This is a genomic window from Rhodococcus sp. BH4, assembly GCF_002079265.1.
GTDB classification, from domain to species: Bacteria; Actinomycetota; Actinomycetes; order Mycobacteriales; family Mycobacteriaceae; genus Rhodococcus_F; species Rhodococcus_F qingshengii.
In genome coordinates, this window is record NZ_CP014941.1 from 4,287,501 (window position 1) to 4,308,480 (window position 20,980).

Annotated in this window: 14 protein-coding genes (1 of these 14 running past the window's edge); 4 read left to right on the forward strand and 10 right to left on the reverse strand. The window is 63.5% G+C overall.

Going from position 1 to position 20,980, the window contains the following annotated elements; translation table 11 throughout:
• Both A0W34_RS19600 and A0W34_RS19605 read right to left on the reverse strand, forming a co-directional pair.
• Positions 1 to 592: the 5' portion of a sigma-70 family RNA polymerase sigma factor gene (locus A0W34_RS19600; RefSeq protein WP_003945115.1), read on the reverse strand. 383 nt of this gene lie to the left of the window's left edge; the window shows 592 of its 975 coding nt (coding positions 1–592); its start codon is at positions 590 to 592; the stop codon falls past the left edge of the window.
• A 53-nt stretch (positions 593 to 645) separates the two neighbouring features.
• Positions 646 to 1,377, reverse strand: a complete 732-nt coding sequence (locus A0W34_RS19605) for a GNAT family N-acetyltransferase (protein ID WP_081558141.1) — start codon at positions 1,375 to 1,377, stop codon at positions 646 to 648.
• 215 nt (positions 1,378 to 1,592) lie between these two features.
• Between A0W34_RS19605 and A0W34_RS19610 the strand changes: the two genes are divergently transcribed.
• Together A0W34_RS19610 and A0W34_RS19615 are read left to right on the forward strand one after the other, a co-directional pair.
• Complete coding sequence (locus A0W34_RS19610) at positions 1,593 to 2,366, forward strand: hypothetical protein (protein WP_225320093.1); 774 nt, start codon at positions 1,593 to 1,595, stop codon at positions 2,364 to 2,366.
• 542 nt (positions 2,367 to 2,908) lie between these two features.
• Positions 2,909 to 8,392 carry an ATP-binding protein gene (locus A0W34_RS19615; protein ID WP_081558839.1) on the forward strand — a complete coding sequence of 1,828 codons (5,484 nt, stop codon included), beginning with the start codon at positions 2,909 to 2,911 and terminating at the stop codon, positions 8,390 to 8,392.
• A 69-nt stretch (positions 8,393 to 8,461) separates the two neighbouring features.
• On the opposite strand, the gene A0W34_RS19620 is transcribed toward A0W34_RS19615, so the two are convergent.
• The 3 genes from A0W34_RS19620 to A0W34_RS19630 are packed head-to-tail and all read right to left on the reverse strand — an operon-like array spanning position 8,462 to position 13,283.
• Entirely contained in the window at positions 8,462 to 8,743 is a 282-nt protein-coding gene (locus A0W34_RS19620) for a hypothetical protein (RefSeq protein ID WP_030536904.1), read from the reverse strand.
• A gap of 11 nt (positions 8,744 to 8,754) precedes the next feature.
• Positions 8,755 to 12,858, reverse strand: a complete 4,104-nt coding sequence (locus A0W34_RS19625; RefSeq protein WP_081558142.1) for a cation-translocating P-type ATPase — start codon at positions 12,856 to 12,858, stop codon at positions 8,755 to 8,757.
• Positions 12,858 to 13,283 carry a hypothetical protein gene (locus A0W34_RS19630; RefSeq protein ID WP_050656660.1) on the reverse strand — a complete coding sequence of 142 codons (426 nt, stop codon included), beginning with the start codon at positions 13,281 to 13,283 and terminating at the stop codon, positions 12,858 to 12,860. Before A0W34_RS19630 ends, A0W34_RS19625 begins: the two co-directional genes overlap by 1 nt.
• A 183-nt stretch (positions 13,284 to 13,466) precedes the next feature.
• Here A0W34_RS19630 and A0W34_RS19635 point away from each other — a divergent pair, with 183 nt between their 5' ends.
• Positions 13,467 to 14,414 (forward strand): aldo/keto reductase, encoded by a 948-nt coding sequence (locus tag A0W34_RS19635; RefSeq protein WP_007732210.1) that lies wholly within the window; start codon positions 13,467 to 13,469, stop codon positions 14,412 to 14,414.
• A gap of 2 nt (positions 14,415 to 14,416) precedes the next feature.
• Here the strand turns inward: A0W34_RS19635 and A0W34_RS19640 are convergent, their stop codons facing one another.
• A complete protein-coding gene (locus A0W34_RS19640; protein WP_003945109.1) occupies positions 14,417 to 15,187 on the reverse strand; it encodes a hypothetical protein in 771 nt (256 codons plus the stop codon).
• Between the two features lie 136 nt (positions 15,188 to 15,323).
• On the reverse strand, positions 15,324 to 16,553 hold the full coding sequence (locus A0W34_RS19645) for a hypothetical protein (protein WP_050656661.1): 1,230 nt from the start codon (positions 16,551 to 16,553) through the stop codon (positions 15,324 to 15,326).
• Positions 16,554 to 16,657: 104 nt separating this feature from the next.
• Here A0W34_RS19645 and A0W34_RS19650 point away from each other — a divergent pair, with 104 nt between their 5' ends.
• Entirely contained in the window at positions 16,658 to 18,004 is a 1,347-nt protein-coding gene (locus tag A0W34_RS19650; RefSeq protein ID WP_081558143.1) for a DUF5691 domain-containing protein, read from the forward strand.
• A gap of 58 nt (positions 18,005 to 18,062) precedes the next feature.
• Here the strand turns inward: A0W34_RS19650 and A0W34_RS19655 are convergent, their stop codons facing one another.
• The 3 genes from A0W34_RS19655 to A0W34_RS19665 form a co-directional block, all read right to left on the reverse strand.
• A complete protein-coding gene (locus A0W34_RS19655; protein ID WP_081558144.1) occupies positions 18,063 to 19,193 on the reverse strand; it encodes an acyl-CoA dehydrogenase family protein in 1,131 nt (376 codons plus the stop codon).
• Between the two features lie 8 nt (positions 19,194 to 19,201).
• Positions 19,202 to 20,377, reverse strand: coding sequence for an acyl-CoA dehydrogenase family protein (locus A0W34_RS19660; protein WP_007736177.1), 1,176 nt, complete (start codon positions 20,375 to 20,377; stop codon positions 19,202 to 19,204).
• Positions 20,378 to 20,484: 107 nt separating this feature from the next.
• Positions 20,485 to 20,931 carry a hypothetical protein gene (locus A0W34_RS19665; RefSeq protein WP_081558145.1) on the reverse strand — a complete coding sequence of 149 codons (447 nt, stop codon included), beginning with the start codon at positions 20,929 to 20,931 and terminating at the stop codon, positions 20,485 to 20,487.
• Between the last annotated feature and the right edge of the window lie 49 nt (positions 20,932 to 20,980).

The following is a 20,980-nucleotide window of genomic DNA, read 5'->3' on the forward strand; positions in this document are numbered from 1 at the left end:
CCACGAGATCGTCCTCGGTGGGTCCGATGTGATTGATCTGCGCGCGAGCCCGCTGCAGCAGGCTGTTTACCGCAGTGGTTGTGGTGTCCAGCGCCTCCGCAACTTCCGACGCCTTCCACTGGAGAACGTCACGTAGAACCAGAACCGCACGTTGGCGCGCGGACAAGTGCTGCAAAGCGGCAACAAGGGCGAGCCTGACCGAATCGCGATTGACGACCATGACGGCCGGATCATTGACGTCGCCCAACGCAGAATCGGCAATCGGTTCCAACCAGGCAATCTCGTTGCGCTCGATCAAATCGTCGGCCGGGTCCGAACTAGGTGCGCCGAGGCCGGTCGGGAGGGGACGCCTCGATCTCCCCTCCAGCGCGGTCAGGCAGGTATTCGTCGCGATGCGGTAGAGCCAGGTCCTGAGAGATGACTGGCCCTTGTAACCGTCGAACCCGCGCCAAGCCCGGATGAACGTCTCCTGGACCTGGTCTTCGGCGTCGTGAATCGACCCCATCATGCGATAGCAGTGCGCCAGCAACTCGCGGCGGTACGGATCGGCAAGAGTGAGGAAATCACTGTCCAACGCCTGATCGACTGTCATTTGTTCAGACTAGTGGCCGAGCGCCCGAAACACAGGCGTCGGCGAGAATTCGATCAGGCAGGCGCCTGCACCGCAGTCAACCTGGATCTCTTCCGGAGAACGAACCCCAGTGATTCGTAGAGTCTGATCGCATTCGTATTCGATTGCACTGCATGGAGAAATGGCAGCTCGCCGCGCTCGCGAATCCCGGTAGCGACGGCACGGATCAGCGTCGTACCCAGGCCTCGCCCCCGAAAGTCGCTGTCAGTGCACACCGCACTGATTTCCGTCCATCCCGGAGGGTGCAACCGCTCCCCCGCCATGGCAACAAGTCTTCCGTCGACGCGAATGCCGTAGTAACTGCCCATCTCGACGGTACGAGGAAGAAACGGTCCTGGCTTGGTGCGCTCGATCAATGCCAGAATTTCGGGAACGTCGCCCGTTCCGAGAAGTTCGACCGACGGATCAACGGAGACTTCGAGTGCGGATCCGTCCATCTGCACCGAGCCGAACTGATCCACAACGCGCCACCCTTCCGGCGGGCGATGATCAAATCCTCGTAAACCTACTGTGCCGCCAGGACCTACGAGTGTGAGTAGGTTCTCCCAGTCCTCGGCGTCCAACTCGGGCGGATGACCGACAAACGGCGCGACCGTCGGGTCGTATCGCGCAACTCTCCCTGCCCAGCGAGCGAATTGCGCATGATGTCCGCGAAGTCCTTGTCGCACAGGATCGTCCAGCGGATGGGTGTCGACATCCGTGTCAACTGTCTCGACAAACGACGCCAGGGTCGCCTCCGTGGTCATCGAACCTCTTCCTGCCCTATTTGCCTGTGTTGGAGGCGAACGAACCTCCCCGCCCACCTCGATGACAACGCTAGGAACACTTGCTGTCGTAGTCGCCGGATAGAATCAAGATGATTCTGACCTCGACCTGTATTTCCGGCGTCAATCAGGGCTCGATTGCAGATCTGCACCAGGACATTCGTCGCGACGCCTCACCAACCGGAAGGCTATTTGGCATGAGCAACTCCGACCCGATCAGGTCTGCATTCGACCAGTTGCCCCTGAAGGAGATGGACGCTGCAACGCTGGTCTTCGCCATCGAGAGCGCCGTCGATGAGCTGGCGATCTCGGGTGAAACCCTACGGCTCGCCATGGAGGTCGCTACCCTTGCGCACCTCGATCAGTTCAGAAAGAACGGGATCAAGTCCGACGAGGATCCCTACATCGTTCATCCCCTACGAAATGTATTGCGGCTGCTTCGGTACGGGTGCTCCGATGTCGAGATCCTGAGCGCAACCGCGCTTCACGACACGGTCGAAGACCGACCACACGCCGTCATCGCGCTCCTCGGTGGCCAGACTGCAGACGACATGTCCGCATCCGAAGCGCAGGAACGTGCGTCAACACTCATCGCCTCGCGCTTCGGCCACAGAATCTCCGAACTTGTTGAGGCAGTGACCAATCCAATCGACTACCCATGCGACAACACCACCGCCGGATATCAGGATCACGTCATCCGCGCGATAGCGGATCCCGCAGTGTTCCTCGTGAAGTTCAGTGACTTCGTCGACAACGCGGGAAGCGTGAAGTACCTGAGCGAGACCGACAGGCTGAGACTGGTCACGAAATACGAACCACTCGTGGAGCACTTCAAGCGGACTTCACTTGCTCTCGGCAACGGATTGCACCTCCCTCCCTCAGGACTCGACGCGATCGCAAAGCACATCGCAACCATCGAAGGCGATTTCTCGAATACGGTCCGACCGGACATAAAAAATACTCGCCAGTAGTACCGATCAGTAATAATCGAGCAACCCAGAGAATTCTCCCAATATGCGATTTTGTTACCAGTGAGTATTCACTTTCTTGCCGATTTCATTACCATCGTGATCCGTGTCACAAGTCCGAATTCGATTGCACCGCAATGATTTAACGCCATATGTGTAACCGTGGTTCACGTTGACTAATATTCTTCAATTCGCCCAGGTGACATGAGCGTCGACATACTGCATTCTTAGATAAACCAGGGATTCCCTGGAAGCAGACACAATATGTTGCTGATTCGTGATTGGAGCGGTTCTGAGTCCACGCCTGCAGGGTGGCGCACAAGGCACACAGTGCCTCAGCGCACACAGCGCTTCGGTGCACACAGTGCTTCAGCGCAGGGGACTCGACGAACCGGAAGGGCAATCACTTGCCGACGCGCAACCGGGGGAAACACAGCGCATCGCGGCGTAGTTCACGAACCGGGGAATCCGGGTACGTGGGACACGGTCGGCTCATATCGCAACGTACGTGACGAAGAATCTCATCAAGGACGGTGGCAGTGACAATGTTCAAACGAATCGCAGTGGTCAATCGAGGTGAGGCCGCGGTCCGGCTGATCAGGGCTGTACGCGAACTGAACGCCGAACACGACTACGGCATTCGCGTCATTGCGCTGCACACCGAGGCCGAGCGCCGCGCCATGTTCGTCCGCCAGGCCGATGAGGGCGTGACCCTGCGCAGCACCGGCACCGGTAGCCCGTACCTCGACTACGCCGAACTCGAGCGAGCACTCCTCGCAGCGAAGGCCGACGCAGTCTGGGTCGGCTGGGGCTTCGTGGCCGAGGATCCCGCCTTCGCGGAGATCGTCGCAAAACTGGGCATCACGTTCATCGGCCCGAGCGCCGACGCGATGCGCCTGCTCGGCGACAAGGTTGCCGCCAAGATCCTGGCCGAGAAGGTCGGCGTACCGGTCGCCCCGTGGAGCGGCGGACCGGTCGAAACGCGCGCCGACGCTCGTCGTCATGCTCAGTCCATCGGATATCCCCTGATCATCAAGGCCCGAAGCGGCGGCGGCGGACGCGGTATCCGCAAGGTCTGGGCCGAAGACGAACTCGAAGTTGCACTCGAGCGCACGCAGGGCGAAGCAGAGCGGTCCTTCGGCGACCCCGTCGTCTTCCTCGAACGCCTTGTCACCGATGCACGCCACGTCGAGGTACAGGTCATCGCCGACAACCACGGCAATGTCTGGGCTCCGGGCGTTCGCGACTGCTCGATTCAGCGTCGCAACCAGAAGGTCATCGAAGAATCCGCCTCCCCCGTCCTGACCGAAGAACAGTCGGACCACCTCAAGAAGGTGTCCGCCGAACTGGTCAAGGCAGCCGGATACCAGGGCGCAGGCACGGTCGAATACCTCTACCAGCCCGAGAACAAGCTCTTCACGTTCCTCGAGGTCAACACCCGCCTGCAGGTCGAGCACCCGATCACCGAGGTCACCACCGGAATCGACCTCGTCAAACTGCAGATCCTGGTCGCCAGTGGTGACGAATTGGTCGGTGACTGCCCGCCCGCATTCGGCCACGCCGTCGAAGCCCGCCTCAACGCCGAAGACGCCGACAACGATTTCGCGCCGGCACCCGGCACCGTTCAGCTCCTCAAGTTCCCGCTCGGCTCCGGCATCCGGGTCGACACCGGCATCGCTGCCGGGGACGTCATTCCGCCCGACTACGACTCGATGGTCGCGAAGGTCATCGCGTGGGGCCGCAACCGCTCCGAGGCACTTGCGCGTCTGCGCACTGCCCTTCGTGAAACCACTGTCGTACTCGACGGCGGCACTACCACCAAGTCGTTCCTCCTCGATCTACTCGATCGCGACGAGGTCATCTCGGCATCCGCGGATACCGGCTGGCTCGACCGCACGGGCGCCCTCACCGGCACCACTCGCCGCGCGGACGTCGCGCTGATCGCCACCGCCATCGATGCTTACGACGCCGAGGAGTCCCTCGAGCGTGCGGCCTTCCTCGCCTCGGCACGTGGCGGCCGCCCACGCGCCAATCACGCGATCGGCCGTACCGTCGAGCTCAACTACCAAGGTCAGGCATACAAACTGACTGTCGGGCGTATCGGCCCGCACCGCTACCGCGTCGACGGAGACGCCGGAGACATCGAGGTCGACGTCGATCGTCTCGGTGACTTCGAGTCACGGCTGGTGATCGGTGATCGCCGCTTCCACGTCGTTTCTGTCGTGAGCCCGGCTCGCTATCTCGTCGAGGTCGACGGCATCAGCCACCAGATCAGCCAGGACGACGCCGGCGTAGTCCGCGCGCCGGCTCCCGCCGTAGTGGTAGCAGTACCGGTCGCGGTCGGCGACGACGTCGAAGCCGGATCCACTCTGGTCGTGCTCGAATCCATGAAGATGGAGACCGCGGTTCGCGCTCCGTACGCGGGCAAAGTGCGTGAGGTTCTCGCTACCGTCAACTCCCAGGTCGATGCCGGCGCACCGCTCCTGCGCGTCGACCAGGTCAGTGAGGAAGCTGTCACGGAGAAGGCTCCGCGAGTCCAATTCGATCTTCCCGCAGCAACTTCCGGGTCCGATACCCGCGCAGATGCATTGGCACAGCTGGAAGCACTGACCGCGATGATCAGTGGCTACGACGTCAGCGGCAAGCACGCAAACGCTGTTCTGGCCGAATACGACGCACTTCGCAGCGCACTCGAATCCGAGGACCGCGAACTGGTCCAGGCAGAACTGGCTGTGCTGACCACCTTCGCCGACATCTGCGAACTCTCGCGCAACAAGCCCACCTCGGGCGAGTCCGCGAAGGACGAGTCCGTCCACAGCCCCCGCGAGCACTTCCACACCTTCCTGCACTCACTCGACTCCGAGCGCGAAGGTTTGCCGGCGTCGTTCCGCACGAGACTCGAACGGGCACTTCGCCACTACGACGTCACCGATCTGGAAGATCGCCAGGCCGTCGAGGAAGCGGTGTACCGACTCTTCCTGGCTCTGCAGCGCATGGAAGCCCAGATCCCGGTCATTGCAGCACTTCTCGAAGGCTGGCTCGTCGGCGACAAGGCTCCCGGTTGCTCGGCGCAGGAGCTCAACGAGGTTCTCGATCGACTCATCGTCGCGACGCAGGTCCGCTACCCCGTCATCGGCGACGTCGCCCGCAACCTTCGCTTCCGGTTCTTCGACGAGCCGCGCATCCGCAAGGTTCGCGAAGACGTCTACGACGGAGTACGCGGCAACCTCGCCTACCTCGAAGAGCAGCCGGACGCTGCAGATTTCGACGAGCGAATCGCCAATCTCGTCGCCACTCCCGAACCGCTCCTGGACCTGTTGGGTCGAAAGATCGGCCTTGGCAACCGCGATGGCGGCCCTCTGCTCGAGGTCATCACGCGTCGCTACTACAAGATTCACTCCTTCGAAGACGTCCGCGTTTTCGAGCACGTCGACCGCCGTTTCGTGACCGGTAACTTCGACCTCAAGGGCGACGGGCTACATCTGGTCTCGACTGTGGCCGAATTCGACGCTCTCGGAACGGCTCTCGACGATGTCGCAACAATCGCGCAGGATGCTCCATCCGGTCGCGGCCTGGTAGTCGACATCTACCTCGACTGGCCGAATCAGCCCGCCGACGGCGACACGCTCGTCGAGACGCTGCGCACCGAACTCTCGCGCAACGAGACGATCACCCGGTCCCGCCGCGCGACTGTGATCATCTGCAATCCGAATGGGGAGCCGGTCCGCTGGGTCACCTTCCGCCCGATCGACGGTGAACTGGTCGAGGACAACATCATCCGCGACATGCATCCGCTCACGGGTCAGCGTCTGGACATGTGGCGTCTGAAGAACTTCAACGGCAAGCGTCTGCCGGCTCCGGAGAACACCTACCTGTTCCACCTCTCCGCCAAGGAGAACCCGAAGGACGAGCGCCTGATCGCTCTCGCGGAAATCCGTGACGTGACACCGCAGCTCGACGACGAAGGCCAGATGGTTGCGCTTCCGGCCATCGAGCGCACACTTGCCGCGTGCCTCGACGGCATCCGCCGTGCGCAGTCCCAGCGCGGAGACAAGCGTCGACTGGCAGCCAACCGCGTCGTGCTGTACGTGTGGCCGGTCGCCGACGTTCCCAGCGAACGCTTCTCCGTGATCGCTCAGAACGCAGCCCGACTGACCGTCGGCGCCGGGCTAGAAGAGATCACACTCATCACCCGCCTGAAGGACCGAAAGGGCGGCGCGCCCAAGGAAGTTGCGCTGCGATTCTCCTACCGCGCAGGTGCCGGTGTGGTCATCAACAAGACCACGCCTCCCACTGAACCGCTGCTCCCCCTCGACGCGTACGCCCAGAAGGTCCAGAGTTCGCGGGCACGCGGCACGGTGTACCCGTACGAGCTGATTCCACTCCTGACCGGCACCAAGGGCACCTTCGTCGAGCACGACTTCGACGAAGCGGGCGTCCTCTCACCTGTCGAGCGTCCGTACGGGCTCAACAAGGCCGGCATCGTCGTCGGCCTCGTGAACACTCCGACGCCGCGCTATCCCGAGGGAATGACCCGTGTCGCGCTCTTCGGTGACCCCACCAAGGCGCTCGGTACCGTGGCCGAGGCCGAATGCTCACGCGTGGTCGCTGCCATCGACCTGGCCGAGAAGTTGAACGCCCCGGTCGAGTGGTTTGCACTGTCCTCGGGTGCCACCATCTCGATGGAGAGCGGCACCGAGAACATGGACTGGGTCTCCCGTGGCCTGCGCCGGATCATCACCTTCACCCAGAACGGCGGTGAAATCAATATCGTCGTCACGGGAATCAACGTCGGCGCTCAGCCCTACTGGAACGCCGAAGCCACCATGTTGATGCACACCAAGGGCATTCTGGTGATGACCCCGGACAGCGCGATGGTGCTGACCGGCAAGCAGTCTCTCGACTACTCCGGTGGTGTGTCGGCCGAGGACAACTTCGGTATCGGTGGTTACGACCGCGTCATGGGCCCCAACGGCCAGGCGCAGTACTGGGCCCCCGACCTCACTGCGGCGTGCGAGATCCTGTTCCGTCACTACGCACACTCGTACCTCGCTCCCGGCGAACGGTTCCCGCGCCGCGCAGCGACGACGGACCCCGTCGATCGCGACGTGCGTAGCTTCCCGCACACCCACCCGTCGAGCGACTTCGAGACGGTCGGCGACATCTTCTCCTCGGCGAAGAACCCGGATCGCAAGAAGCCCTTCGACATTCGCACCGTGATGCGTTCGGTGGTCGACCAGGACCACTCTGTTCTCGAGCGTTGGGCCGACATGGCCGGCGCCGACACGTCGGTCGTTCTGGACGCGCACCTCGCCGGACATCCGGTCACAGTGGTGGGCATCGAATCCCGCGCGATCCCACGTAAGGGGCACTTCCCCGCCGACGGTCCCGACACCTGGACGTCGGGAACGCTGTTCCCGAACTCGTCGAAGAAGACTGCTCGCGCGATCAATGCTGCGAGCGGCAACCGTCCGATCGTGGTGCTGGCCAACCTGTCCGGCTTCGACGGTTCCCCGGAGTCGCTGCGCAACATCCAGCTCGAGTACGGCGCCGAGATCGGCCGCGCCATCGTCAACTTCGACGGACCGATCGTGTTCTGCGTCGTCTCCCGCTACCACGGCGGCGCGTTCGTCGTGTTCTCCGGTGCGCTCAACGACAACATGGAAGTTCTTGCTGTCGAAGGCTCGTTCGCGTCGGTACTCGGCGGCGCCCCCGCCGCCGCAGTGGTCTTCACCCGTGAGGTGAACACCCGCACCAACAACGACCCGAAGGTGCAGCAACTGGAGGCAGACTTGGCAGCAGCCAAGGATGACACGGAGAAAGCACATCTGCGCGTAGAACTGAACGCTCAGCGCATCGCCGTCCGCTCCGACAAGCTCGGCGAAGTGGCATCCGAATTCGAAGCGATCCACAACATCCAGCGGGCCCGAGAGGTCGGCTCGGTGGATGAGATCGTCCCTGCCGCAGAACTGCGTCCGCAGATCATCGCAGCAGTCGAACGCGGCATGAAGCGCGCACTCGCGCAGTAAGTTTCTCCGCACGTCGAGCGGTCCCGCGAAATGCGGGGCCGCTCGATTTGTGTCCAGGCAGCGCCTGCGTCAGACGCCCTCGAGCGCCTCTCCGATCTCTTCGAGGACGTGATTGTGCTGCTCTGTTGCGAGCAGATGCCCCGCTGCAATGGTGACTGCCACGGGCCACTCGATGATCTCGAAGGCGACCATCAGTCCCATCACCGCAAAGTAGGCGATCTGCTCGGGTCTCGGAACAGGGATGGCACCGACGATCGGTAGCTCCAACTCGAAGCTCCGTGCCGAACGGACGGATTCGACTACCGCGCGGTGATCGACGGGGTTCGTGTGGTCGACGGTGTTCTGGGACATGTCACGATTCCTCAGGATTCATCTCGGGTCGCCCGGGAGTTCGGCGACGTGTCACTTCCAGCAGCGACGCTCACAAGCGTGTCCGATTCACCGGTTTCCGCTTCTTTGATTTCCACGTCGCTGATTTCCACGCTGTCGCGGGCGCTGACTCCCCCGGTTCGGGAGGTGTACGCAGTGCTCGTTCGCGTCGGGATCTTGCGAATCGTCGATTGACTGTTCGCGTTCTCCTCAGTTGCGGCAATCCGCTCCAACACCCGCGGAGCCAGCGCCGCGAGCAGCGTCGCCGCCGACGCGCAGCCCACCGCTTGGCCCCAGGCGATGGGACCAAGCGGCGTGCAACCGAGAAATTGGCTCACCACGGGTGTGCTGACGAGCGTCGCCAGCGCCGCAGCGGATCCGGCAACGGTTGCGACCACCAGCGGACTGCGTGATTCGAGCAGCGTCTGCCCCAGTTGGGTGCCCACCAGGGCAACCAACGCCACCGTCGACGCTCGCCGCCTCCTACCGCTCGCCCGGGCCAGAAGCCACGCTGCCAGCGCACCGATTGCCGTGGCACCGCCGCGGACAGCGATCGTCTGCCACAACGCATGAGCGTCCATCTGTTCGGACTTCTCGGATCCGTTCTCGGACGGGGTGCTCACCGCAAGCGCAGCAGCGGGCAAGGCGTCCGTCATCAGATTGACCAGTAGCAACTGCCTTGCGTTGAGCGGTGATTCGCCGGACAACGCAGAACCGATCAGCGCGAATGCGACTTCACCCGCGTTGCCTCCGAGCAAAACCCCTACCGCTGATCTGACCCGCCGCCACAATTGACTGCCCTCGTCCAATGCGTCGGTCAGTCCGCCGACACGGCCGTCGAGGAGCACGATGTCTGCGGCGCCGCGCGCCGGATCACTGTCGGTCGACGCCACCCCGATTCCCACGCTGGAAACTCGGATCGCCGCAGCATCGTTCGCGCCGTCACCGACCATGGCGCACACCCGCCCGTCGGTCTCCAACGCTTGCACGATTTCGACCTTCTGCTCGGGTGTCACGCGCGCAAAGACGCTGCTGCCGCGGACCGCATCCCGTCTTTCGGCGCGAGAGAAGTTCTCCCAGTCAGGACCGGTGACAACATCCTCGCGTGCGACGTCCAACCCCAGTTCGGTGGCGACCGCGGCCGCTGTTGTCGGATGATCCCCGGTCAGCACGCGCACTTGCCGTCCGTCGCCTCGAAGTTCTCGAACAAGTTGCGTTGCTTCGGGTCTGAGCGTGTCCGAGAGTCCGAGAAGGCCGACCGCTTCCAACCCCTCGGAGCAACACTGTTCGAGAAATTGCGAGTCTTCGCCTGCGCGTCGCGCGTCGTGTTCCGACAACTCGCGCTGGGCGACGGCAACCACCCGCAGTCCGCGTCCGGCCATGCTTTGAACGTGCTTCGCCGACACAGCATTCGGATCTCGTCCTGCTTCGGTCACGAATTCCGGCGAACCTTTGACTGCGATCCGCCTGCCGAGCAAAGCTGCCGAGTACGGCCGCCCCGACCTGAACGGAACGAGGTTGTTCGCCTCGACGTCACCGAAAACCGAAGCATCGTCCAGAGCTTGCTGGGCTGCATCGACGACGGCGGCATCCGTCGAATGAAACACGCGATCGTCGCGACTTCCCAGGGCACTGCGCGCCGCAACTTCCAGAATCTCGCTTTCGTCCCAGCCGTCGACGCGTTCGACCGCGGCCACCCGTAGCTTGTTCTCGCTGAGGGTTCCGGTCTTGTCGAAGCAGACCACGTCGACACGACCGAGCGCTTCTATCGATCGTGGCGCACGAACCAACACTCCTGCTGCAGTGAGCCTTCGCGCTGCGGCCTGCTGAGCTAGAGTGGCAACCAGAGGCAGCCCCTCCGGCACGGCAGCCACAGCTACGGCCACACCTCCGGTGACGGCGCGGCGCAGACCGGTACCACGAAGCAGACCCGCGACTGTCACCAACGCCCCACCGCCGATACTGGCCGGCAGGGTCGCCCTCGTGAGTTCGCGAAGTCTGTTGGTCAGGCCCACAGCAGGTCCGGATCGGGACACACCGACATCGGCACGCCTGGTCACCGTTCGGGCTCCGAGGGCCGTGACCACGCCACGACCGGATCCGGCAAGCACTGTTGTCCCTGCGTAGGCCATGCACCGTCGCTCGGCCAGTGGCATCCCAGGGGTCGGGTCGGTCTGCTTGTCGACGGGCAGGGACTCTCCCGTCAACGACGACTCGTCGACTTCCAGCGATTCGACGCTCAACAGGCGACAATCTGCGGGCACGATGTCCCCGGACTCGATTGCCACGACGTCACCGAGTTCGAGCGCGTCGGCCGCTGTCTCGACCGTGCCGTCGTTGGTTACTCGCCGAGCTACCGGTTCCTGAGTCCGCAAGAGCCGCTGCACCGCCCGCTCCGAATGAAGCCGTTGAACAGCGGACATCGCAGCATTGCCGACCAAGACCGAGCCGACCAGGACGGCGTCTACCGGTGAACCGAGGACTGCACTGGCAGCGGAGCCGGTCGCCAACACAGGCGTCAGTGGATCCGCCAATTCTGTTCGCAACGCCGACAATCCGTCACGGATCAACCTGAACCGTGCGGGCGCTCGCACACGAGCTTCCGCACGGTGCGGTGTATGTCGGATGGATTCGGATAGTTCGCGAACGACAGCATCACCGTCCATTTCATGCCAGGTATCGCTCGGAGTACCGACAGGGACGGGCGCTTGAATCACAGATCGGGACAAGGTGTATCCGGTCCACAGTCCCGCGGCCGAACCAGCTGTGATCGGCCCCGGCCCAGCCCCTCGAACTCCCGGAAGCATGATCAAGGCACCCAATGCCGAAGAACCTGAGGAGAGTTCGACACCGCGCCTCGTCGCTGTTCGAGCAGCCGGGAGCGCATGGACAACCCGCCACGCCCCGGCCAAGTCGGTGTGGATGTCGGCACTCACGTGCTCGCCACTCGGTGGTGAAATCCCGATGCGTAGCACTGCCTGTCCCGATATCGCCCTACTCGACACGATCGCAACTGTCCGACCCTCGGCCACCAACGCCGAGAGAGCCTCGCGCAGGCCGGCTTCGGCAGTCGATTGCGCCGGATAGAGCTCGTCGAATCCACTTCGCAGTGATCCGAGCCCGTCGTCGTCGATCGTGACGGCTGCGACCCCGCTCGCGCGTATTTCGCCTATCAGTGATTCCGCCAACCCTTTTCGCACCGGTCTTACGACAACTTCGGCGCCGTCGATGCGGTGTCTTCCGACCGGGAGCGAGCCGGCGTCAAGCGCTTCCCTGGCATGTGCCCACACCACGACGCGGTCCGACTCGGACACCTCTCGTATGTCGGAAACCCGGAGCGCGTCGTCGAAAAGGACACTCGGATCGACGAGGACGGTATCGACACGATCGAGCATGCGTAGAGCCGCGGGGTCCGAAACGGCGACGTGGTGCGTCCGCCACAGACCGTATGACAAACCAGCAGCGAATGATTCGCGCGACATCCGAAGCGGTCGCGGCGCCGAAACCTTGATACTCGTCGCGACGGTGTCACCGCCGGCAGAGACGGTAGCCAGTGCAGCTCCGGCCGCCAGCTGAACCCCAGCGATCCTGTCTGCGTAACGCTCACCTGAGCCACTCGGTTCAGGCCTCGTGGAAGCACCGCGACCGCCAGGTTCGAATGACCACACCCGCCGAGAGTGTCGCGCCGCCAGAGTTTCGCGTAGCAGCATCGTCCGCAGCCCGAAATCCACGCCCAATGACGCAGGCGCATAGGTCAGAACGTCCGCGAACGACGTCGCCGACTCCAATGCGAAGTCGGTGAGCGAACGGCCAAGGCGCTGTTCGATTCGCCGACGCACCCGGGGTTGATAATTGATCGCCGACGCGGCCGCCGAGACATAGGCGGAACCTGGGATTCGCGGGGCACCGAATATCGATCCCGCTGCTGCAGGAATCATCCCCACACCCGCCAACGCGAGGGTGCCGGTCCGCAACGCCACGTCACTGACAGCGGTTCGCGGAATCGTCGAACCGCCCACCAACGCGAGTCCCGACAACGCCAGGCGCGGCGGCAAAGTTGCCACCGACACCGCACGCCGGGCCATCGCTGAGAACATCAGTGAGTGGATCGAGTGTGCGAAGAACTGTGAGTTCGATCCTGTGACCGGCCGGCCGCCTTGTGGGAGTTTCCGCTCGATTCCTTCTTTACCTGTTCTGGCTTGCTCGTGCGGCCAACCGCCTTGACCTCGCGATCCGTCCGACCGCTCTTGCGATCCCATTCGTGGAGTACCAGGGCCGTGCCGCCGACTGCCAAGATCACCGGCCATTCCACCAATCCCGCCGCACCCACGGCCGCCATCGTGAGAACCGCCGTCGGCGTCGAGGAACTACCCGCACGAATTCCGTCTCGGACACCCTCCGCCGATCCGCGTATCCCGCCCGTCACTCCACCGATCACTCCACCACCGACGGCTCCGGCCACCGTCGTCGTTGCGTCTGCCACCCCACGAACGACGCGGGTGGCTTCGTCCACAATCATCATCGGACGCTCCTATCAGCAGTCCATCGAAGAATTCAGTATTTGAGGCCATACCCAACGCTGACGGCGGCAATCACGATCCGATACATTTTTCGGCGAACCTGGCGAGGGCGCGCCATCGCCAGCGCCGTGAGAGGGTACGGTGCGGGATGCAGCGACCACCTTCATCGACGGGAGTTCCACACAGTGGCGATCATCGGAAATTCGGACCTCGACATCTTCCGACTTAGCTTGGGCGGCAACCCTTTCGGATGGACAGCAGACGAGAAGACGTCCTTCGAGATCCTCGATTCGTTCGCCGAAGCCGGTGCAAACTTCATCGACACCTCCGACTCGTACACGGCGTCGGCTCCCGGCAATTCCGGCGGGGAATCCGAAACGATCATCGGGAAATGGATCACCGATCGGGGACTGCAGAACGACATCGTCGTCGCCACCAAGGTGGGTAGCCATCCCGATTTCAAGGGCCTGAAGGCCGACAACATCGCGGCCGCAGCTGAGGCGTCGCTGCAGCGCCTGCAGACGGACTGCATCGATCTGTACTACGCGCATTTCGACGACCCGCAGACTCCGCTCGAGGAAACTCTCGAAGCCTTCAATGCGTTGGTCGTCGCGGGCAAGGTTCGCTATCTCGGAATCTCCAACTACAGCCCCGACCGCGTCCGGGAGTGGCTGCGGATCACCGAGGAGAACGGTTACGCCGCGCCCATCGCGCTGCAACCGCACTACAACCTGGTTCACCGCAAGTCGTACGAACCCGAACTTGCCCAGATCGCCACCGACAACAACATCAGCGTCTTCCCGTACTTCGCTCTCGCTTCCGGCTTCCTGACCGGAAAATACAAGACCCGCGCGGACATCGAAGGCAGCTCCCGCGAACGACTGACCGCCGGATACTTCAGCGACGCCGGACTCGACGTCGTCGCGGAACTTGCGACAATCGCGCAGGCACACGACAGCGAGATCTCGACCGTCGCGCTGGCCTGGCTGCTGACTCGACCGGGCATCACCGCACCGATCGCGAGCGTCAGCCGGCCCGAGCAGCTCCCGGCGCTACTGGACGCCCCGAATCTGGTGCTCTCGTCGAACGAACTGGACACTCTCGAACGGGTGTCGGCGGCAGTCGGAGCCTGAGATCAGGCAGTTTTGAGATGAGCGCCGAGGGCCGTGTTGTTGATCGTCCAGAACGACCAACCGTCATGGCTCTCGGTGTCGCCTGAGATGTGACCGGTGACGGCATTTGCGGCCGCGGTCGGATCTGGGAATCGGCGGCCTTCCATCGGTCCGCGCATGATCTCGACGACCTCGGTGGTTTCGTCGAAGCGCCCGACCCAGCGATATCCGTGGCAATCGGCTGTCATCTCGAGGCGATTGTCGACGACTTCGATCTCCTCGACACCGCTGGCGCGACGCTTCTTCGCGGCGACCGGCGACGTCTTACGCTTGGTCGCAACCGGGGTCTCGACGTAAATGCTCGGATCCTTGACCGCGGCCAAGCCCAGCGCATCCCAACGATCGTGACCGTGCACGACGCGCCCACGCGGAATCGCGTGATGGCCGGTGCGATTACGTCCGGGGCTGTCCATGATCCACAGGTCGACCTCGGCGCGGATGTCGTCGGCGACCTCGTTGGAGGGCAACATGTAGAACTCGTGCGGATCTGCTGCCAGGTCGACGAACACCCAGAACTCGGAGCGGGTGTCGTCACTCTCGAGCGACTCGTCCTGACGCCTGGCCTGCCAGTCACCGTCGAGCTTGGACCGCACGCGGACGATTCGGCTGACACCGTCAGCGCCCGTCACCTCGACGGGGTTACGACGTGAGTGCGTGAGACGGACAGCCTTGCCCCCACGCTGCGTAGCTTCGGAAATGAACGCATTGATGCCGCGGCTTGCGGTGTCTTCCATGATCGACCTGTCTCGAGCGGGTACGCCCGCATCACCGGATCGGCATCGGGGTCGAGCATTGAGCGAAATCCCGGCCTTTACTTCGATCGTGTGGCCGGTCAGTACCCCCGACCTTACAGCTCCGGCGACGGCCTGACTACGGCGCCCGACGCTCGTTCCCAGAGGTCAACAGTGCAATGTCCCCGTAAAGCGCCGCCCGGTGAGCGAACATCAGCTCTTCCACACCGTCGAATTGATCCCCGACGTAGTGCGTGTTTGCAGCCGAAAGTTCACGTGAGCCCGAGCGCGCGAGTAGGTCGTCGATCCGGCTGTCGAGGCTCGCTGCATGCGCAACCGCGCGCTGCGAACTCAACTGATCCTCGGCCCGTGCGACCAGGTCACCGATCCGCGCGAGGGCCGCGACGCGCTCGACCAGCTGGTCCCAGACCGCGCCGAGCGCTTCCCTGCGCGAAGCGATTCCGGCTCGGGTTCCCTCGTCGCGTGCCAGTGCAGCCGCGTCGTCCAACTCCGCAAGAATCGAACGCAGCGCGACGGTGTCGACCGCGATCTGGGTGATCTCGTCGGCCAGGTCGAGTTGGTTGCGTTGAATGACGAAGTGGTCGGAATGCCACGCGCTGGAGCTTTCGATCCGGTCGAACAGATTCCCGGCGAGGTAAAGCAAGGCGTCGTACTCACCGGCGCGTCCCTCGGGTTCTGAATCGACCAGTCCGTCGAGGACTTCCGCGATGCGCCTTCCGGCATCGGCGATGACACCGGTTCCCTGGACCTTCCCGAACTGGGCGGCAAGTTTGTCGAGTGCTGCGTTTCCACTGCTGGCCACGACACCGAGCCCCACCGGCAGCTTGGCTGGAACCGGTGTACGGGTGAGCCCGGCAAAGAGAGCCTCGCGTTGCTCGACGTCGAGATGCAGGCCGTCGCGCCGGTCCTTGCGGATGGCACGGACACTGCTCGCGAAGTGACGATTGGAATGCACGATCGCCGATCGCATCGACTGAACGCGCTTCTCGAGCGCCTGCACCCGTCGTTCGAGGACAACCTGAACAGGGCCGATGCGAGTCGCGAGCAGTCGACGTCTGGTGCGGGCCAGCTCGTCGGTGAGATACCGCAACTCCGAGAAGCCGCCGATCTCCGGGAACGAACGTCCGACACTGCGCCGGTTCGCCAGGATCGATCGCGTCGACTCGTCCCCATACCCCCCGGCAATCAGCAGCGCGACATCATCGGACAACTCCGGCCGGTTCGACTCGACGGTTCCCGCCGCACACCACTCCCTCACTCGGGTGGAGATGAGCGTTCGCCGTTCGGTCACCGATGCCACGACAAAGACGTCGTCAGTTCCGTCTCTCATCTCACGGCCATCCGTCATCTCACGCCTCCTGCTGGGTGCCGGTTACCACTGTTCCAGAATCTGCCGACACGCGCCCGACCCCTGCGACCCAGCTCGACGCACCCCTGCCATACCGTAGGCGGGTGACCTCCCTGCGATCAGACGCGCACGCAGGTCACTCGCGCGCATCGAAGACTGATCCAGCAGTTCAACCGCTGCTTCCCGACCTCGCGATCGAACAACTTCAGTCCTTGTTGCAAGTACGTTCCTGGACTCTCGCGGAATGGTTCGCGATGGCCGACCAACGCGGATTCCTCGCGCCCGCGGCCAGTGTCCCGCTCTTCATGGAAGCCGCGCTGAAGTATCCCGAGCACCGCGAGGCGCTACTTCGCCTCGCCGGTCGACGCGGGCAGTACCTGGCGGAGCAGAACCCGGATTGGGCCCAGCTACGACGAATCGGATCACGCCGGGACGAGCTGTGGCTTTCGCCCGATCCGGACGACCGTACGGCCTGGTTCGATTACATACGTACGGTCGACCCGGAACTGGCGAGCGAAGAGCTCGAGATCGCTTGGGACGACGAGGCCACGGCAAGCCGGCTGCACTTCCTCGATCATCTCGACGTCGGGCTGGGTGAACACGACTACGCGCTCCTCGAGCGTGCACTCGACGATCCAGCCGTGCGGGTCCGTGAGCGTGCAATTCAACTACTACGGCAACTCCCCCGATCTCCGTTTGCCTCTCGCATGGTCACTCGGGCTTGGTCCTGGGTGCGGCTCGAGACGAAGCCCTTGCGGCCGCGCCTTGCCGTCCGATTGCCCGGCTCGCTCGACGACCTCGCATTTCGTGACGGCATCGAAGACGTCCACTACAAGAACAAGGGCATCCGGCGCTGGTGGTTACGGCAAGTCGTGACCGCCACTCCGCTGACGCTGTGGGAATCGATGGCCGGTTCGCCACGCGAGGCCCTCACCATCCCCATCGAGAAGCAATGGCGCGCGGTGATGATCGAATCATGGACTGCTGCAACCGTTCTCCAGAAGAACACCGCGTGGGCGTCGGCATTTCTGGAGCGGGACGGGCGCACGACGGACCGGAGAATCGTCGCCATCGCGGACCCACGCGAGCGTGTCGAGTACATCGTCGCCGGACACGCAGACGAATACCTTCTGGGCGTCGACGGCAGCGCACTGCTCGACGGCATCGACCGCCCATGGCCCCTGGCCGTCGCCGAAAAGTTGTTGAATGCCTTGGAGAACGAAGCTCTGGATCATGCTGCGACGGGTGAGGACTTGGGCATCCACTCGCGTCACAGTCACTTTTCCACCCTGCGAAGCGTGCAGGCGCGCTTCCCTTTCGACGCCGTACCGCTTCTGCAGGACGCGGCGGCACGAACGAGCGACCCCGGGTGGCAACAAGCGTTCACCGACAGCGCCGTCAACATCGAGCAGCGCCGACTCCGCTTGGACGTCCTGCGCAATCACCGCTGAACGACGAAGGGGCCGCATCCTTGGAACGGAATGCGGCCCCTTCGTCGTTCGTGAAAGATCAGACCACGCTGACCATCTCGTGATCAGCCACACCGGCGGCCAACACCCGAAGGTGATCTTCGGTGCTGCCGAGGGTGTGCTCGATGGCGACGAGACGGCTCACGTAGTGCCCCACCGGGTACTCGGCGGTCATACCGATACCACCATGCATCTGGATCGCCTCCTGGCCGATGAGCCGAGCCGAACGCCCGATTTGCAACTTCACCCGCGAAGCGATCACTGGATCGACGACGCCGTCGGCAAGGGACATCGTTGCGTACAGGCTCATGCTGCGTGCCAACTCGAGCGAGACGTACAGGTCGGCGGCGCGGTGTGTCAGTGTCTGGAACTTTGCGAGGGGAACCCCGAATTGCTTACGCGTCTTGAGGTATTCGGTGGTCAGGCGTAGCGCCTCTTCCATCGCTCCGACAGCCTCGGCGCACAGCGCGGCCTGCTCACGGATCTGCGCGGTCTGGATCAGAGCAGTAGCGTCACCGCCCTCACCGAGTGCTTCGGCCGGCGTATCGGTGAACTCGATCTGCGCCCCGCGCAACCCGTCGTGAGTGGCGTAGGACTTGCGTACCAAACCGGAGGCATCGCTCTTGACGAGGAACAGTCCGACGCCACCGCTGGGGAGCGCAGCGCTCACGACCAAGATGTCCGCCGTCGCGCCGTGGCCGACGGGATTCTTGATACCGGTGATGGTCCAGCCGCCGTCGACCTGGGCCGCCGCGGTGGCCCGTTCGGTTGCCGGCCAACGGATTCCGGGTTCCTGGTCGGCGAACGCGAGGAACGTGGTGCCCTCGGCCACTCCGGGAAGAATCGACGAGCGCTGCTCTGCGCTGCCCCCTTCGGAGATGAGCCCGCCCGGCGTCACGACCGCGTCGAGTAGCGGCTCGGGTGCCAAGCGTCGACCGATCTCGGTCATGACCGCGCCGATTTCCACTGGGCCGGCGTCCATGCCGCCGTCGTCCTCCGAGAATGTCAGGCCGAGCAAGCCGACCTCGGCCAACTGCTTCCAGACCTGCGGGCTCCACCCGGGATCGGAGTCGATGATCGCGTTGCGCTTCTCGGCGTCGTAGCTACGCGCGAGGAGATCCTTGGTGGTGTCGCGGAGAAGTTTTTGTTCGTCGTTGAGTTCGAAGTCCATGCCACGCCTCACAATCCGAGGATCGAGGAGGCGATGATGCTGCGCTGCACTTCGCTCGATCCGCTGTAGATGGATACCTTGCGGTAGTTCAGGTACGTCGGGGCAGTGTGCTGCGCCCAGCTCGCGGAGGCGATGTCGCTGCCCGCGTCGTACGGCAGTGAGTCAGGGCCGGCCACGTCCATCAGCAGTTCGACGCTCGCCTGCTGCAATTCGGAGCCACGAAGCTTGAGCAGCGACGACGCCGGGTTCGGCTGGCCGTCAGCGGAACTGGCTACCACCCGGAGCTGAGTGAGCTCGAGGGCAAGCAATTCGTTTTCGAGTTCGGCGAGGCGAGCAGCGAAGAGCGGATCTTCGAGCAGTGTTCCGTTGCCGACCTTGACCTCGGCAGCGCGGGCCTTGGCCTGGGCCAGACGAACCTTCGAGAAACCGACGCGGGTGACACCGGTTCGCTCGTTGCCGAGCAGGAACTTGGCGTAGCCCCAGCCCTGGTTCTCTTCACCGACCAGGTTCTCTCCCGGAACGCGGACGTCCTCGAAGAACACTTCGTTGACCTCGTAGCCGCCGTCGATCAGCTTGATCGGGCGGACCGTGACGCCGGGCGTCTTCAGATCGACAAGGATGAACGAGATGCCGGCCTGACGCTTGGGCGCATCGGGATTGGTGCGCACCAGGCAGAAGATCCAGTCGGCGTACTGTCCCAGCGTCGTCCAGGTCTTCTGACCATTGATGACCCAGTCGTCGCCGTCGCGGACCGCACGGGTCTTGAGCGAAGCGAGATCGGAACCGGCCTCGGGTTCGGAGAATCCCTGGCACCACCAGATGTCGAGGTTCGCAGTCGCCGGAAGGAACTTCTCCTTCTGCTCCTGCGAGCCGAAGGCCGCGATGACCGGACCGACCATGTTGGCGTTGAACGCCAAAGGTTCGGGAACCGACGCAAGCTGCAGTTCGTCGAGCCAGATGTTGTGCTGGACCGGGGTCCAGTCCTTGCCGCCCCACTCGACCGGCCAGTGCGGTACCGCCAGACCGTGAGCGTTGAGGATCTGCTGCGCCTCGACCATACGGTCGCGCCCCAACTCCTCGCCGTGGGCGTACGCCTCCCTGATGTCCGCGGGGATTTGCGTACGGAAGAACGTCCGCATCTCGTCGCGGAACGCTAGTTCCTCGTCGGTCAATGCCAGGTTCATCGGGATTCCTTCGCACTCGAAACCGGATTCATGTTCGGTTCGACCGTACCCCGACAGCTATGGAGGCGGAACAGGTACCGCAAAAGACGGCACTCAGGGCCGACCCCCTACACGGTTTTCAGGACCAACAGGTAACCCCCGCCCGCGGCGTCGATACTTGTTTCGACATTCAACGCGGGAGCCAGACGCGACAACCGATCGATCAACCAATCCGACGCTTCCTGGGCGTCGTCCTTGCCGGGGCAGCGAGCGACGGCGACGCGGCCACCCTTTCGCGCGAGCTGCTCCACGACCCCGATGATCGGGGCGGGATCCACGACGAACAGCCGATCCGGCCATTCCACAACAGGTTTGACCGCACCCTTCTTGGTGTTGCATGCGCGGTGCGCCAAGCGTTCGACGCCACCTTTGGTCTTGCCACCCTTTTTTGCGGTGTTGATGCTGTCGATACTCGGGCCGCGCGGATCATTGACGGACATATCGGGATCGACCGGTTCGTCACACAGCCAGCAGCGCCAGGATTCACGTTCGCCGACTTCTTGAAGGGTGCTCATGTGGCAACGGTACCGTGCGCACTTTCGGCTGTTACCGCTACCAAAAGTG